The 16,080-nt window shown below is 54.3% G+C and carries 15 protein-coding genes and 1 pseudogene; 11 read left to right on the forward strand and 5 right to left on the reverse strand.

Annotated features, from left to right (window positions below):
* Nucleotides 1-37 precede the first annotated feature (37 nt).
* The 5 genes and pseudogenes from AD668_RS17270 to AD668_RS17290 all read left to right on the forward strand — a co-directional run bounded on the left by AD668_RS17270 (nucleotide 38) and on the right by AD668_RS17290 (nucleotide 2,680).
* Nucleotides 38-1,063, forward strand: coding sequence for a DNA topoisomerase IB (locus AD668_RS17270; RefSeq protein ID WP_053160768.1), 1,026 nt, complete (start codon nucleotides 38-40; stop codon nucleotides 1,061-1,063).
* Between the two features lie 71 nt (nucleotides 1,064-1,134).
* Nucleotides 1,135-1,356, forward strand: coding sequence for a hypothetical protein (locus AD668_RS17275; RefSeq protein WP_053160769.1), 222 nt, complete (start codon nucleotides 1,135-1,137; stop codon nucleotides 1,354-1,356).
* Nucleotides 1,357-1,485: 129 nt separating this feature from the next.
* A complete protein-coding gene (locus AD668_RS17280; protein ID WP_007975977.1) occupies nucleotides 1,486-1,716 on the forward strand; it encodes a hypothetical protein in 231 nt (76 codons plus the stop codon).
* A gap of 207 nt (nucleotides 1,717-1,923) precedes the next feature.
* Entirely contained in the window at nucleotides 1,924-2,208 is a 285-nt protein-coding gene (locus tag AD668_RS17285; RefSeq protein ID WP_053160770.1) for a hypothetical protein, read from the forward strand.
* A gap of 36 nt (nucleotides 2,209-2,244) precedes the next feature.
* Nucleotides 2,245-2,680, forward strand: a pseudogene (locus tag AD668_RS17290) (hypothetical protein).
* A 10-nt stretch (nucleotides 2,681-2,690) separates the two neighbouring features.
* Here the strand turns inward: AD668_RS17290 and AD668_RS17295 are convergent.
* Nucleotides 2,691-3,311 carry a TetR/AcrR family transcriptional regulator gene (locus tag AD668_RS17295; RefSeq protein ID WP_156322362.1) on the reverse strand — a complete coding sequence of 207 codons (621 nt, stop codon included), beginning with the start codon at nucleotides 3,309-3,311 and terminating at the stop codon, nucleotides 2,691-2,693.
* Between the two features lie 217 nt (nucleotides 3,312-3,528).
* Between AD668_RS17295 and AD668_RS17300 the strand changes: the two genes are divergently transcribed.
* The 3 genes from AD668_RS17300 to AD668_RS17310 all read left to right on the forward strand — a co-directional run bounded on the left by AD668_RS17300 (nucleotide 3,529) and on the right by AD668_RS17310 (nucleotide 5,004).
* Entirely contained in the window at nucleotides 3,529-4,365 is an 837-nt protein-coding gene (locus AD668_RS17300; protein WP_053160772.1) for an NAD(P)H-binding protein, read from the forward strand.
* 104 nt (nucleotides 4,366-4,469) lie between these two features.
* Nucleotides 4,470-4,679 carry a hypothetical protein gene (locus AD668_RS17305; RefSeq protein WP_053160773.1) on the forward strand — a complete coding sequence of 70 codons (210 nt, stop codon included), beginning with the start codon at nucleotides 4,470-4,472 and terminating at the stop codon, nucleotides 4,677-4,679.
* Nucleotides 4,680-4,821: 142 nt separating this feature from the next.
* A complete protein-coding gene (locus AD668_RS17310; protein WP_053160774.1) occupies nucleotides 4,822-5,004 on the forward strand; it encodes a hypothetical protein in 183 nt (60 codons plus the stop codon).
* A 295-nt stretch (nucleotides 5,005-5,299) separates the two neighbouring features.
* Here AD668_RS17310 and AD668_RS17315 read toward each other — a convergent pair whose 3' ends face one another.
* Nucleotides 5,300-5,905, reverse strand: coding sequence for a hypothetical protein (locus tag AD668_RS17315; protein ID WP_053160775.1), 606 nt, complete (start codon nucleotides 5,903-5,905; stop codon nucleotides 5,300-5,302).
* Between the two features lie 546 nt (nucleotides 5,906-6,451).
* Between AD668_RS17315 and AD668_RS17325 the strand changes: the two genes are divergently transcribed.
* From AD668_RS17325 to AD668_RS17340, 3 genes are all read left to right on the forward strand, one after another.
* Nucleotides 6,452-8,446, forward strand: a complete 1,995-nt coding sequence (locus AD668_RS17325; RefSeq protein ID WP_053160777.1) for an acyltransferase family protein — start codon at nucleotides 6,452-6,454, stop codon at nucleotides 8,444-8,446.
* Between the two features lie 1,108 nt (nucleotides 8,447-9,554).
* Nucleotides 9,555-10,094: a hypothetical protein gene (locus AD668_RS17335; RefSeq protein ID WP_053160779.1), complete on the forward strand. Its 540-nt coding sequence runs from the start codon at nucleotides 9,555-9,557 to the stop codon at nucleotides 10,092-10,094.
* A gap of 754 nt (nucleotides 10,095-10,848) precedes the next feature.
* Complete coding sequence (locus AD668_RS17340; RefSeq protein ID WP_053160780.1) at nucleotides 10,849-11,751, forward strand: universal stress protein; 903 nt, start codon at nucleotides 10,849-10,851, stop codon at nucleotides 11,749-11,751.
* Between the two features lie 440 nt (nucleotides 11,752-12,191).
* On the opposite strand, the gene AD668_RS17345 is transcribed toward AD668_RS17340, so the two are convergent.
* From AD668_RS17345 to AD668_RS17355, 3 genes are read right to left on the reverse strand one after another with little or no spacing between them, the layout of a single operon-like run.
* The gene (locus AD668_RS17345; protein WP_053160781.1) at nucleotides 12,192-13,346 is read right to left on the reverse strand and encodes a hypothetical protein; all 1,155 of its coding nucleotides are present in this window, start codon (nucleotides 13,344-13,346) and stop codon (nucleotides 12,192-12,194) included.
* On the reverse strand, nucleotides 13,333-14,613 hold the full coding sequence (locus tag AD668_RS17350) for an LssY C-terminal domain-containing protein (protein ID WP_218187258.1): 1,281 nt from the start codon (nucleotides 14,611-14,613) through the stop codon (nucleotides 13,333-13,335). Before AD668_RS17350 ends, AD668_RS17345 begins: the two co-directional genes overlap by 14 nt.
* Nucleotides 14,610-15,902, reverse strand: a complete 1,293-nt coding sequence (locus tag AD668_RS17355) for an LssY C-terminal domain-containing protein (protein WP_053160783.1) — start codon at nucleotides 15,900-15,902, stop codon at nucleotides 14,610-14,612. Before AD668_RS17355 ends, AD668_RS17350 begins: the two co-directional genes overlap by 4 nt.
* Nucleotides 15,903-16,080 lie beyond the last annotated feature (178 nt).

A 16,080-nucleotide genomic window follows, 5' to 3' on the forward strand; every position in this document is an offset into this window, starting at 1 on the left:
AATAACGGCCCCTGATTCCATAACAAGGACTATCGCCATGTCCGATGTATTGCCTCCCGACCTGCATTATGTCGATGACACTCAGCCCGGAATCAGCCGTAGAAAACTGCGGGGCAAATTCTGCTATTTCGACCCGACAGGGCAGCGAATCACCGACGCGGATGAGATTAAACGCCTCAACGCGTTGGCGGTGCCTCCGGCCTACACCGAGGTCTGGATCTGCGCCGATCCCCGAGGGCATCTGCAAGCCACCGGTCGGGATGCCCGCGGGCGTAAACAGTATCGCTATCACGCACGCTGGCGGGAGGTGCGAGATGCCGATAAATACTTGCGCCTGCGGGATTTCGGACTGGTTTTGCCTAAGCTTCGCAAACAGCTGGAAGCGTTGTTGGCGGCGCCAGGCTTCAGTCGCGACAAAGTCATGGCCACGGTCATCACCCTATTGGATGCGACCCTGATTCGCATCGGTAACAGCCAATATGCACGGGACAACCGCTCCTACGGCCTGACCACCTTGCGCAGCCGACATGTTGAAATCAACGGCAGTGCGATCCGCTTCCAGTTCCGCGGCAAGAGTGGCATCGAACACCAAATCACGGTGAAAGACCGACGCCTGGCACGAATCGTCAAACGTTGCCAGGAGATCCCCGGGCAAAACCTCTTTCAGTATTTCGATGAGAACGGTGAGCGGCACAGCGTCAGCTCATCCGACATCAACACTTACCTGCAATCGCTCACAGGTGCCGATTTCACCGCCAAGGATTACCGCACCTGGGCCGGTAGCGTGCTGGCGCTGGCCACCTTGCGGGAACTGCGCTGGGAAACTGAACCGGACGCCAAGCGCCATATGGTCGAAATGGTCAAGAACGTTGCCACGCGATTGGGCAACACCCCAGCCGTTTGCCGCAAGTGCTACATCCACCCGGCCGTGCTCGACGCTTTTGTTCTGGGAACCCTGGTCGAGCTGCCCAAACCACGCGCCCGTAAAGGCCTGACGCCCGAAGAAGTCGGACTGGCGATGTTCCTGGAAACGATGCTGACCGCGCCTCAACCGACGAACTGACCTGTCTATTTTTTGCACGATTGCCAATGGCTTCTATAGTTGATCTGATACAAATCAACTACGGAGACGCCATGGAAGACATTTTCGTCGTGAAGCGTTGCAACAAGATCATCATCCATGGTCGCAGAGACGGCGAAACCGATCACCCGCCACCGGATGCCGCCGTCTGGTACCGAATCACCGACACCCGTACCGAGGGGTTCATTGGTGATGGCTTTGATCTTGAAGCAGACGCCCAACAGACGTGCGATCAGTTGAATGCAAGATCACAAGTGACAGCACGACAAGGGTAAAGGCGTTTCATCATTTTTTAACGGGTCTATACTGAAATAGCTGAAGGCCCCGTGACCCAATCAGCAGTCAGCTCGCTCCCTGCGGGCTTTTTGCTGCCCTGCCAGGTTTCTTGAACGGAGGTGTTTCCCATGTCCGAAAAAGAGTCCATCACCACCCTGCTCACCCTCCTTGATTCGCGTCAGGCTCGCCTGGCTGCAGCTTGCAAGGAAATTGCCGATTGGGTTGACCATCAAGGCGGGCATCCAACCGCCCTGAGAATTCGTGATCGCCTGAACGACATCGAAAAAGACACACCGCTGATTCGCCACACACTGTCTTCTCTGCAACCGGTTGATCGGCCCCTACCTCGGTTCAGATGATCAAATCTGCACACAAGGCAGGAAGACCTGGCCTGAACCCTGGCGCATGGTCGGTGTTTCGACGGTCTGCAAGCGTGCGTGCACCTGAACAAAAATTACGACTGCCTCCAACCCAGCCTGGTGCTGGGTTTTTTGTGAGTTCAATATAAACGAACGTCTGCGTGGGCTTGAGGTCAAACGATCACACGTCGCAAAGGAGACGTTCCGATGGTAACTCACTTCAAAATCAGTGGGCATCTGGCCTGTGGTCACAAAGGTAATAACCTCACCTCCACACGTGAACTCAATCGTGTGAAATGCAGAAGTTGTCGCAATACAGACGCTTACAAGGAGGCGCGCAAAGCCGAGCGCAACGCTGTCCGGCGCGCGGCACGCAAAGCCAAAGCTGTTCAAACGGTTACTGACTGGCGTTCAGCATGGACAGAACGGCTGACTGCGATGGCCGGCCTGCAGCGATTGCCCCGCGGCTTTTCCGGTCAACCTTTCGTTTAATCGCGATACTCAGGGGCCCCGTGGGAAGAAAATGCCATGAACAGAATTATTCTGCTTGTCATCGCCAGCCTGGGGCCCGCCGAGGCCAACGCTCAAGGATGTGATGTCCTGACGCGCTCGCAAAGTCCATCTGTGCCTGTAATTGTGTCGCACACTTGTGTCGCACACTTGTTATGAATATGAAGGTATGCCGGTCGACGCTATAAATTGGTCCTGCAGCAATGAGAGCAAGGAAATGCTCAGCAATACGAAAAAACCCGTTGCGCAATGTGGCGATCATTACCAGGCGGCGTGTCTGGCAACTTTGACTCAAGAGTCGCTGGCCAACCCGCAGTCCACCAGCAAGGACAACAGCAAATCAATTAACATTCCCGACAATGCACGGATCATCACGTTCTACTACAACGCGGAAAACCTGGCACAGGCAAAAATTGATTGTGAAACGGGCGGGGGCGAATGGAAGTCGAAGTAACCGCAAAGGATTACTGAAGATCGGATTCAACGATCGCCGGCGCCATGATTTCGCGCAACGACATGCGTTTGAACGCTTCAACCAGACCGCGCCCCTCCTTCGGCTCGCACGTGATGGCCAGCCGCATCGTCGCCTCACCCAGGTGCCAGATCAGAAAAGCAGCTTCCTCAACCTGTTGCGCATCACGACCTGGATAAACGCGAAGCATCGCTTGCGCCAAAAATTTTCCCGCTACCCGACTTTCCTCCAACTCCAGTTGCAACAATTGCTTGTCAGCCTGCATCGCGGACCAGATGTCTCGCATGACCGGTGTCGCAAAAACAATCTCGTAGTACTGGTCGAGCAACCCTGCATACGCCTTGCGTAACCCTTGAGTATCCTCGACCGCGGATAATGCCTTTTCGATACAACGACGACTCTCAGCATTGTAGCGTTCGGCCAGCGTATGGATGACAGAACTCTTGTCGGGGAAATATTGATACAGAGAGCCAATTGAAATCTCCGAACGCTGAGCAATTTCGCTCATCTTGAGTTGGTCGCTGCCCTTGTTTGCAATCAACTGCGTTGCTACCGCAAGAATCCGCTCTTGTCGCTCGCGGCTGCGTTGCTGCGTGGGGCGGCGTCGAGTCATTTCTGTGGGCCGTTGCGTTGCTTCGATTGTTTTCCTGGGCACGAGCGTACTTCTCGATCAATAACGTGACATGTACTCACCTTAGCACCGCACACCAATGTTCCCAAGTGATGTCCATCCATCGGGAGACTGGATTTGCACAGTTGACGAAAAAACATGAGCATCTATCATATTTAAACGTGAGTATAACTCACATTAATCGATGGAGGTGAATGTCATGAATTCTCTTCAGGAAACCATTCTGGTCCTTGGCGCGACAGGCAAAACCGGAAGACGGGTCAAAGAGCGCCTTGATGCTGCTGGTGTTTGTGTTCGTCTCGGCTCCAGAGAGGCAAATCCACCCTTCGACTGGGAGGACCGATCGACCTGGGTAGCCGTGCTGGAAGGCGTGCACGCGGTCTACCTTTGCTATCAACCAGACCTCGCCGTGCCCGGTGCCCTGGAGACCGTTCAGGCGTTCACTGACCTGGCAGTCAAACTCGGCATCCGCAAATTGGTGTTGCTGTCCGGTCGCGGTGAGATTGAAGCGCAACAGGCTGAACGCGTCGTGCAGAACAGCGGTGTCGACTGGACGATCCTGAGAGCGAGTTGGTTCTGCCAGAACTTCAGCGAGGCGCACTTTCTTGAGCCGATCCTGCAAGGCGAACTGGCGCTGCCCGTCGGCAACATCGCCGAGCCCTTTGTCGATGCAGAAGACATCGCGGAAATCGCCGTTGCAGCTCTGACCCAGCCCGGGCACAACCATCGACTCTACGAACTGACCGGACCGCGTGCCCTGACCTTTGCAGAAGCCGTTCAGGAGATCGCACGCGCAACACACCGTGACATAGATTTCGTAGCGATCCCGAGCGAAGCCTATCGTGAAGCGCTGGAACAGGAGCAAATCCCTTCACAATTGATCGATCTGGTGTTGTATCTGTTCACCACGGTGCTCGATGGCCGCAACACTCTGGTGGCCGATGGCGTGCAGCAAGCACTCGGTAGACCCGCGCGAGACTTCTCCGATTACGTGCGGCGCACCGTCGGTTCAGGAGAATGGGCAAACGCGCGCTGACATCCATCGCCCAGCATTGGCGACCTTCAGCTTCCTCGACTAGGGTCTCTGTCGTATCGATCGGCACCACCTCAATTGGCGGGAGTGTAATGAAGGAGGAAACAATGTCACCCATTCGTAGTGCCGAAACAACCTACCGCCAGTGGTCCAGCCCGATCCTGCTTGAACTCAAGGAACGAGAACATCAATTGCAACCGTGCGACCGACAGGCTTTGCAAAATATCCTCCTGGAACGACGGTTGATTAACGAGGGTAACCCTTGCGGCGAAGAGCGACGCAATGTTGATGCGGGTCCAGATAGCGACTCGCGGTAACCTTGAGGGACGGCGCTCAAAAGCTATTTTTGATAATTATTAATTTCCTGACACCTCGCCCACCAACCTTAAATGCGCTGGGGGGACCATTTGGTTTTTCCACGTTCAAACGGGGCAAAACCACACACGGAGGGATTCCAGGATGCTGATAAAAATCGAAAAAGCGGTCACACCGGAAGGCTGGAACGTATGGATGGACGCGTGGTGCGTTAAATTTCGCAGCTATGCAGAAGCTTTGGCATTCGCGGACAAGCTGGAATATCGGATCAACTCACCACATCCCTTGCCTTTCAGCGTGGATATCCTTGAGTTGGAACTGGCATAGCGTCGCTTGCAGGGATTGTCTTCTTGTTTAGGCTCGGGTTTTGCTTTCAACGGGTACGCCGTGCAATCCATCTTTGATAATTATTAATTTCCTTACTTACTTCGCTCAGATTTAAATGCCGCTCGAGGAGGGTTGGTTAAGGTGGGGTTTACAGGTGACGCCTTTAACGGACACTTCGAATGCAGCCCAGTTTGCATTTGAAGCATGCTGACTCTCCTCTCCATGTGTACGACTTTACCCCGCATCTTCCCCCAGGAGATGTGGGGTTTTTTTTGGTATCGGGTAGCTGACGGTTCTAGAACCACCCACTACGATTGTCTTCGAGTTCTTGGCGACATTGCTTGAGTTGGGCGTTATAAATCTCTGACTGCTGCTGCACTTTACGGGCTACCTGCATCAGCCAGGGTTTACTGCGATAGGTGTTTCGGCTATAGCCTCCACGTCCTTCGTGGTAAGCCAGATATTGGTTGTAAGTATCCCACTGGGAGATTCCGAGCTGACGGTAAGTGCCGCTGGCGTACCAACCGATAAACATGATCGCGTCGTCGAAGCTGTCGCGAGAACCACCGTTACCCGTTCCCTTCTTGTATTCACCCCATACCGGATCCTGAGCCTGCGCATAACCGTACGCAGAACTGACGCGCCCCCATGGAATTACCCAAAGCAGGTAGTCACGAGGTGGCAGTGCGTCGGCCACGAAACTGCTTTCCTGCTTCATGATGGCCAAGGCCACATGCAAAGGTGTCCCATAATCCTTCTGCATTTCCAGCGAATCTTCGTACCAGTCAGGATACTCACGGTAGATGCTGCAGATGTTGCCTTGATCACTGGGTGGTGTGGTAACACAACCCGACAAGAACATAAGCAATACGGCCAATAGAAAAATCGGTCTTGGTTTCATTCATTATCCTGAGGAAATAAGGGCAAAGAGGCCCCGGATTTGCTGCAAGGAACCTGAGTGAGGCAGGCGCAGACAAAAACGTCAGAAGACATCAATCTCGACAGAGTCACCCTTTTAAGAGGCTGCTTTTGTAAGTCACTGTTGCGGAAGTCGCCGAGCCAACCAACGAGAGCGCAATTAACCATTGCACTTGCAGTGAAAAAGGAGGACCCACAGCGAGGATGGAGAATCACGTCCGCAATTGCGATCCCAAAGAAGCAAGGTTTCACACCAGCTGTCGTCCGCAAACCCTTGGACTTTCGATGGCAACACGGGAACCTGGCTGGCGCGAATTATTTGCAGATTTTTGGGGGGGAAATCGCAGACTTCTATGATGATGTACCCATCACTTGCGTCTCCTCCCTCACCGGGCTTCCCTGGTCATGGCATCAACGCTCGCAAGGCAACAGTGACAGAGCTCATACCGAGCTTTTGAAACAATCCTGATACGAGTAGGATGCATACGCCTTAAATAGCGGCCAACTGACACTTGGAATAATGCCAAAAATGACGTCCTCTGCTGAACAAGCCATCAGGCTAGCGCCCCACGATACCACTCACCCGAAGTATCGCCCCGACATCGATGGCCTGCGTGCCATCGCTGTGCTGTTGGTGGTCCTGTATCACGCAAAATTCCCGGTCCTCGGTGGGTTCGTCGGTGTAGACGTGTTCTTTGTTATTTCGGGCTACCTGATCACATTCATTCTGCGCAGGGAAATTCTGACAGACCGGTTTTCGTTTCAGTCGTTTTATGTTCGACGGATAAAACGTCTTCTGCCTGCTTACGCTTTCATGCTGTTATGTTTGTCGGCCTACTGCTATCAGTACCTTATGCCGGACGATCTGTTGTCGTACGCCAAAAGCGCCCTTTATTCGATGGTTGCCGCCAGCAATATCTACTTTTTTTCGGGAACTGGCTATTTTGGATCTGCCAGCACAGAACCTCTTCTGCACACCTGGTCAATCGCAGTAGAAGAACAGTTCTATATCGTGTGGCCTGTGATTCTGTTGGGACTGGCGTGGGCAGGAAGCAAGAAGACCGCCCGATGCGTAATTGCCGCGATCTTTGTCGGGTCTCTTGTAGCTTCTGAAATTTATGCGGTCGACCATAAAAACGCGGCCTATCTACTTCTGCCATTTCGGTTCTTTGAACTGATGATCGGATGCACTCTGGCGCTCTATCAACACCGGGTCGCACGACTGATAAGCGCTCCTGGTGCACTCTCGATCGTCGGCTTGATCCTTATCATCGGTAGCGCTTTACTGATGAATGAATCTTTTTCCTTCCCGGGACTCAACGCATTACCTGTATGTCTGGGTACAGCGTTCGTGATCGCGGCCGGGTTCAAGTCGCAAACCGGCATTGGTACCAAAGTTCTCGGCCTCGCGCCGATTCGCTACGTTGGCAAGGTGTCCTATTCCTTTTACCTGTGGCATTGGCCGGTGCTGGTCCTGGCTCAGTACCGCGGTATCGAACTGACCCACTTCAACGCGGCAATTCTGATGGTGTTTGCTTTTGCAGCCTCTGCCATCAGCTATCACCTGGTTGAGACGCCATTTCGGTCAATGCGCGCAAAAGGGTTCAAAACGATCGTTGCCACCATGTATCTGGTACCACTCGTGGCCATCGGCAGTATGACCTACGTGATCATTGAGAATGACGGTTTTCGTGCTCGAGCTGGCGAGTTGGTGGCAGAACTGGAAGAGACCAATACGTCGCACGTGCAGCGCGCCCAATGCATTAGCACTTTGCAAGTGGGCAATACCGACGAGTGCCACTTGGGTGTGACCAAAATGGCAATGGACGGAATGCTGATAGGGGATTCTTTTGCGAACGCCTATGCCCCTTTTGTTGATGTACTGGCAAAGGACGCAGGCTTGATGATTCACGACACCACGGCAGGCTCTACACCTGCAATACCAGGTGTGTTCGTGATGGATATGCAGAACAAAATATCCAATGAAGAATCACTGAAAATTGCGACATACAACACATTGCGTTTTGAGATGGCAAAAAAACAAAAAATCGTCATTTTATCTAACTTCTGGAACAGTTATGCCGATTGGCAAGTCAGATTTAGAGTCCACAACTCAAATATTAGCGACATCAATGACGACGTTGAAGAGCTACAATTCAATACCGTTAAAGCTTTCCTGGATTCTGGTGTAAAGGTTGTAATACTTGCTCAACCCTTCGCCGAAATCGGTCGGGCAACCGTCAGTAAAATGCGAGAGATGAAGCTGCACCACACAGCCCTTTCCACTGTCCTGATTCCACCGGTACAAAAGAAGACAGACAGAATTGAATACAAAATAAAGGAACGCTTTCCAGAGGTCATATTGATTGATCCAAACGATGTCTTGTGTGAACAGACTTGCTCACCTGTCGTTAACGGAAAAATCATATTCCGGCTGGATGGCTCTCATTTGAATGCGCCAGGCGCAGCTGCACTAGGAAATGAGTTCATCAGAAAAAAAGGAAACCCTCTTAAGTCTCTTTGAGCGGTCAAGGGCGCAACGACATGCGCCCTCTCCCTCGATCAAACCTTCATCTTTCCACGGCAGCGTACTTGTCTCGTCCGCCGACAGCCTTGAAGCGATTGGCGATGATGAAAGCAAGCGCTTGGTCGAACTGCTGCTACCGTCGCCGATGGTGGATCTGGCTACGAATAGTGCCGTGATCCCTGCTACGACGGGACGGGATAACTGACCGACCGCGTCCACGCTGAGTCATCATGAACTCAATCGATGCAGGCCCCATACAGACGTCGAGCCTATCACTTGTTCCTCTGAATCCACCCAATCAGCAACAAGGTGCAGCCTGAGATGAACAGGCCAAAAGCCAGGTAACCGAAGGCTACGTCCCTAAGCAAATGGTTCAGACCAACGCCTAGTCCGACAATCGCCATTGGTATTCCAGCGGCAAACATGGGGTTTCGAAACGCGTTTTCCATCTCTGCTTCTCGCTCAGGATCTAACTGCATTAAACGATAAGCCTCTCAGCTAACTGCTGGCGAGGAGTATTTTCTGAATACCGCACGCAACGCCCCCCCCACGAGGAGCTAGTCGAGCTCATTCTGCGACCAAAAATCAGAGTGCTGACCGGCCCGGACAGAGTTCTGCGTACTGACCAGCCAAGGCCTGCTCCTGAAAATTGTCGCAGGCGAAGTCGAAACGAAATATTTCGTTCAACCGGATCCGGCCTTGCAAGCAATGTTGAGCGCTCCGCACCTCACGATCACCCTCAAACAGCCGGTACACCAGCCCTTGACGTCGGCACCAAGTCTTTGCGAGGTAAAGTTTCCCTCCTCAGCGGCGCCCTTCTTAGCCTTCACCCACTTTGATAATTTGAAGGCATACCACTCGTTTGCGAAAAACTCGATTTTCTTGACCGCGCGGAGGACCGGCGGCTCGCTTCTCTTCACGTTTTACCGGGGATCTGTACCCTTGACCACAAGCGTGCTCACCTGATGGTGTCCGGTACGCGAAGCACGCCATCAACCACCAAGGTGTTTGGAGATCGCCAGACGTTTGAAAAGACGTCGATCTTACGCAAAAATGGCCGTTGGCCATCATCTTGATGCGACCGAAATTAACAGGGAAAAATGGAATGAAGTTAAAGATCGCAGTCGCATTCAGCTGCCTCCTCGGCTTTTCGAATGTTGCGTATGCTCAGCTGGACTTTCAATACCAGGAGCTGCCCAAGGATAGAAATAGCAGGGAATATGGCGTTCAAATTAAAGCTTTGGAAAAAGTGATAGACGGTTACAAGTGGGTCGCTGATAACGGTTTTGGCTTCATCATCACTTCAATTCCAAATCCAATACCCACCGCCACAAGTGACAGAGCTGTAAACGGGCTTTACTTCGGAATGCAACGCTTCTATTACAACAAGGAACAAGTTCGGACTATTCCATACGAGCTTTATGCCAGGCAGAGTGAGCGCTCGGGCTATGTAGAGCTTTGGGACGATGAAAGCTCTCGATCAATGCACGTAAAAGTCATTGACGACGACACCCTTGAAGTTTTCAACGACGCAAAGGAGAGAAACGAAAAGGACCGCCTGATTTACAAAAAAGCAGCGAAATTTGAAAACAACCCTCAAGAAGACAGGCTCGAAAGCGCGGAAGAGTCCGGCGTTTTTCACTAGCTTCACTTTTTATTAGAGGCTACGGCCGTAGCCTCACCCCTTAGAGCCCGGCGCAACTTAGTATTCACTTGAGGTTCTAGGCTTCGGACCAAACTCAACCAATCTCTCACTCGGTGCCAGAATTCGCACCGACTTCGTTTCTTTTGTCTGCTTTTCCATATCGCGATTGACGAGAATCTTCTCTGGTGGCACGTGGCCAATCCTCGCCGATGAGAATTGAAAAGAATTCGCTATTTTTGAGTCGGTTAAGAAATTTACGAATCTTGCCAATCACGATTCTACAACTCATTGAAGGGAGGCCACTTTTGTGCCATACCCTATGCACATCAAAACCCTGGCACGCTGAAAAAATCTTGAAAATTAAAGTTTTTCGCTGCTACTTCTGGCGATAAGGCAGGTCAGATTCTCATCTTTAAGAAGAACGGCGCCAGTCACATCGTCAAGGTGAATGGCAGTCCAAGCGTCACCGCGATGGCGGTGACCACGGTCGTATGTTTGAGCCTCAGAAACCCGCATGCACACCACGCAATGCTATCTAACATGGGACGACGCCAAACAAACCCGGAGCAATCGCCCGCATGATGAAAAGATCTGCTACAGCCTTCGACAGGCGTGGCAACTGGTAAGCCAGTAATGCAGGCGTATATTGATATTGTCGATCCAGGTAGTTGAGGCGATGAAAGATCGCCAATGGTGGGACAAGCGAAAGTGCTGGGGGCGCTAGTGGATAACCCAGAACGTTTGGAGGTGTCACATGAGACAGTATCAACGACTCTTTCTGATCGCAGGTCCAACCATGCGTCACTCGCCGGCGATGGAGCGGGCAATCGCACTGGCCGACGCTACAGGCGCAGCGCTGCATATCGCGGTGTTCATCGAAGACTTCGACCTTATGCGGTTAATGAGCAACAGTGAACCACTTCGTGAAAGTTGTCGGCAGGAGAACCTGCAGTGGTTGGCGGATGAGGCCGAACTCATGCGCAGGAAGGGCATCGATGTGACCACCGAAGTTGCATTGAGCCGTGACCCGCTGCAAGAGATCCTTGGGCATGTGGCTGAAATGCAGCCGGACCTGATTATCAAGGACGTACATCATGAATCAGCGCTCAAACGTGTATTCGTCACGCCCTTGGATTGGCAGTTGTTGCGCGAATGTGCGCCCCCCATACATCTGGTCAGCGAAGTCAGGTGTCCGCTTCCTCGGGTGATTGTCGCGGCGATTGACCCATCGCATCCAGAGGGTCAAATCAGCGGAATCAACGACAGCATCATTCAGGCGGCTAACGAAATGGCGGCGCAATGTGATGCTGAGTTGCACATGCTATATGCCTATGAACTGACACACACACATTTCTCTGATGCAGGTGCTGGCGCCGTGACGATGCCAGGCTTCAGCAACGAAGTGCGCCGGTCTCTTGAAAAGTGCTTTGTTGCCTTGGCAGGACGGTACGACGTGCCAGTTGAGCGACAACACTTCATCGCAGGGCCGCCAGCCAAAGCGATGGTTGACTTTGCCACTCATTCTCGAGCAGACGTCTTCGTAATGGGAAATACCCATCACAAAGGGGTAGAAAAACTGATTGGCAGTACCACGGAGCATGTTCTGTATCAGGTGCCCTGCAGCGTTTTGGCGATCAAGGGAGAAGCGGATCACTGACCGAAAAAACCGCCACTATCGCAGCCGGTTGTTGGTGCTGATGTGGTTATGACCCAAACCGCTGACTTCAGCTGAACCTTAGGCGGTCTATGAAGACACGCATAAGACCCTCGATTACCGAGTATTCAGGTAGGTCAGTCCGGATCAAAACTGCATCAGCGCCAACATCTTTTAAAGCCAGCAACAGTACTGAAAACTTCAACCTCCACACCTCAAATCAGTATGGCCTCCTGGGGCATTGTGTCTACTGTCATGGAGACACAGTACCTGCCGTTGTTCAAGACGGGTTTAGTCTTGGGAGTGATCAAACCGCAAAGACTTCAGTACCAACGGGTGGCGTAGCACTGACGCTCTACATTTCTATCCCCTTACTGAAAATAAGCTAGAAAAGCTCGCCATCGGCTTTTTGGGGGTTAAGCGCCGATACGTGAGGGAGCGGATCAGCGCGAAGAAGAGGTCGCCAGATCCTCTTCGACAAAGCGCAGCATCGCCTCCGCCAGCGCCTCGCGCGGATAGGCATTCTGTGTCACCAATAGTGAAGCGAGGGTTGAATGCGTCCTGGCGATCGGCACTGCCAGTGCCCAATGATCGGCGTTGATATAGCCCATCAGGCTGCTGCCAGGCACAATCTGATCGTAGAAGATCATTTGGCTGTCGTTGCGGGCATCGATGCGCGCCAGCTTGTTGTAACTCGATTTCAGCACGGCCGAGATGTGATCCGGCTGCGGGAAGGTAACGAGCGAATAGAAGTTCAGATCGGACGGCAGCCGGTTCTGCGCCAGCCAGCTCTTACGCGTTGCGGGTCGCAGGCTGTCGATCGCGCCACCGTCACCCGAATCGCAAGTCGCACCGGGAAAGTACCGCAACAGGTCAGCCTGGTACTGCTCTGCATCGTTGGCCAGCGCCGAGCCGCCGACCGAGCCGGCTGCGCTGATCACTGCCGCCACGCGGGGGCGGATTTCCGGGTAAGCGACCATTGCTTCGAGAATGTCGGGCGCGCCTTTCGAATATCCGATCAGGACGAGGCGCGGCGGTCCGGCTTCGGCTGGCATCGCCATGATCGCGTCGCGTATCTGTCGTGCGTTCTTTGCGGAGCTCGATAAGGCGTCGACCTTCATCTGCACCAGGTCATATCCGAACTGACGCAGATGAGTTGCTACGCTGCCGGGCGCTTGCAGCCATTGCTCGAAGCATTCGTAGCCGACGCCGGCTACCACAGCGCCGATCAGACGGCGTTTCGATTGACCGAGATTAACGGGTTTGCCAGTGCCACCAGGTTCGATTCCGACGCGCGTCAGTGCCTCCTCGCAAGGGCGGCTATCGGGCAAGGCACTTCCTCGCTTGTCGAGGATCGAGCAGAAAATCTCGCGAAAGCGCGCCCGCTTGTCCTTCACGCCGGCCTGCGACGCAGGGACCAGCACAAGCGGTGGTGTATCCGTCGAGTAGGCAATCAGCGGCGCGGGTGTGCAGGCAGTGAGCGCATGACAACCTGCTATCAGCAGCCATACCATTCCCGCGCTGCACAACAATTGGTGGGCACCGCACCAACGGCTGGCTTTGTCATCCGGCCGGCTGAACAGGTCACTTGCGGGCATCGTCGACCTCCTTGCGTGCAGGCGATTCGCGCCAGTCCAGATACGGTTCCCAATCGAGCATCTGAACCTGTGACAGGCTGAGCGGCCGCGTCGCAAAGAACATGACCGCACGCAGACCGTCGCTGAAGTAATGGGCGCCGCTGGACGTCGTTCGCGGTTGTGCCTGGGACGTGGGACCGACGCCGGTGACGAACCCGAGCTTGTCCAGACCGGCCGAATACATCATGTCCTGGATCAGGAAATTTCTCGCCTCATCGACGTCCTCATGCAAAACGAGGTTTTGTGCCTCGCGCGGTGCAAAGCGTCCGCCGGTCGGTCTTGCGACCTGCGCGACATAGACGGAGTGACCTTCGAAGCGCATAGGCGTGATCCACACACGCACCCAAGTCGCCGGCGCTCCGGCTTGCGATTGCTTGCGAACCACGGCATCGGGCATGCGGCCGAATGCACGTTCGGCCGCATCTACGGGGTGCGCGGCACGCCGGTAGCCGCGACGCACAAATGCGGTGGCGATATCGGCGAACTCGCCGACGAGAATCGCATTGAACGGATCGCCGCTCGTCCGGCCGTTCGCGTCAGCGGCGCAGCAGGGAAGGCGCTCCAACGCAGAACGCAACGCGGCCAGATCGTCATAGTCCTTGATCTCGGAACCCTGATGCTGAAACAAGCCTTCGGCAAACCATTTTTCCCCGGCATCGTCGGGTACCCGCAAGAAGAGGGAGAACGGGATCAGGGTCTTTCTCTGCAGCAGATCGATATTCAGCAGCCGCGTAACGCGCTCAGGGTTGATGAACAGCACGCCCGCCTTCGTTTCACCTGGCAGGACGGGATTTTTGAACCCCAGTTGGTCCAGGTGTGCATTGATGCGCGCGTTCGCTGCCGGGGCGAATGTGCCATGCATGGACCAGGCGACTTCGAGTGGCGAGAAATAGTCGGGATCGGTTCCCGGCTGCAACAACAAGAGCGGTTCGACAGTCTGGTTCTGGACTTCGACCCACACGGGCTGCACGCGTGTCTTGTCCAACTCTAACCCCAGCATGCGCCGCCTGTCTTCGGCACTGAGCACGGCAGCGCTGACGCGTATCTCGTGCCTGGTGGCCGTCTGCGCACGTTCACGCAACTCGGCAGTACTGAAATCGGCAGGTGCCTGCCAGGTCGAACAAGCAACGGCGAGCGCAAGAACCGCTGCACAACCCACGGTGCACAAGCAGCGCATTGCACATCGCAGAGTACCCCAGCCGCATGGCGTCGATGTCAAGCGGCTCATGGCTTGACCCGCCCCGGTGATTGTCCGCCATTCTCGTAGATTCCCTTTGACAGAAAGAATTCGATTTGCGCCAGGGAAGTGTGCGTGTGATCGAACACCAGGACACAGCGCAGGCCATCCGTGTAGTAAGGATCGGTTGTCAGGTTCTCGCGCGGTGCGCTCTTGGTAGCCGCCCCCACACCCTTCACAAATCCGAATTTGGCCAGCGTCACCGAATACGCCATATCCTGTGTCAGCGCACTGCGCGCTTCATCGACGTCAGGGTCGATCTTGTGCGTCGTCAGCGTCGCAGAATGCACGGTCAACCGGCTGCCGATATCACGGCTGATCTGTCCGACCCACACCTTCTTGCCGTGATATTGCATCGGACTCAGCCACAGCCTCAGGTGATTGCGCTGGTGGACGTTGTCACGCGCCTTTTGCAAGGCAAGGTCCTGAGCTCGGCCGAATAGATAGAGATCGCTCACCGGAGCATAGGGATAGCGTTCGCCGGCAAGCGCCGAATTAACCATTTTCATGATCGACCCCGACCACTTTTCCTCGGTTCCTCGCCAGCCGCGACGCGCGAATGCGGGGAAGGCATCATCGAGGCCGCCGACGATCACCAGGTTCAGCGGATCGCCGTTTCTGGAGCCCTCTTCGTTGGTGACGCAGCACGGAAGCGCCTCCAGCGCCGCCTGGAAACTGGCGTCATCCGTGTAATTCACAATGTCTTCTGGAGGATAGATGCCCTGTCTGAACACTTCGCTGATGTGGTAATCGGTGCGCAGTCCCGGCACGATGGCCAGGACAGAGAAATGTCTCGCCCGCCCGTCTGCCACCAGATCGAGGTTAACGAACTTGAACCCCTCGTCGAGATTGGTCAACACGAAGCCCGAGGTTGTCGTGCCAGGTGCGACAGGATTGCGAAAGGCCAGCCGACGAAAGTGCCGGTCGAGCGCCGTCCGCTCGTCCAGCGGAACACCCGGAAAAAACGCTTCGGCCGCCTCGGATGCAGGGAAGAAATTTGGATCGAGGCCCGGCGAAAGCAGATAGTAGGTGCGGTCTTCCCGATTTTTGACTTCGATCCAGACTGGCTGTATCGATGTATTCGCCAGAGGCACGCCGTAGACCGCCTCGCTTTCTGCGGCCGACAGTACGGCGGTCGACACGCGCAAGCCGCCATCGCTGCGCGTCACGGCGCGGCTCTTGTAGTCAAGGCTCGTTGTTGCCGGAGGCTGGGAGGCACAGCCGGCGAGCGCGGCTGCGATGGCTGTTACTGCGAGAACGTGTCTCACCATGCGATGCATCGCGTAACCTCATCAAATGAGCTTTACCAATCTCGCTGGCCTGCCAATGTAATCCGTGGCTACTACAAACATTAGTTTCTACATCGCAGCTTTTCATTATGAACCGCCCCGGGAACTCTGGAGGCTTTTTGGTATGAATCACGCCGCCATGGCAGAATAGTCGAACTATCGATAGCAG

This window comes from Pseudomonas sp. P1.8 (assembly GCF_001269805.1).
Lineage (GTDB): Bacteria > Pseudomonadota > Gammaproteobacteria > Pseudomonadales > Pseudomonadaceae > Aquipseudomonas.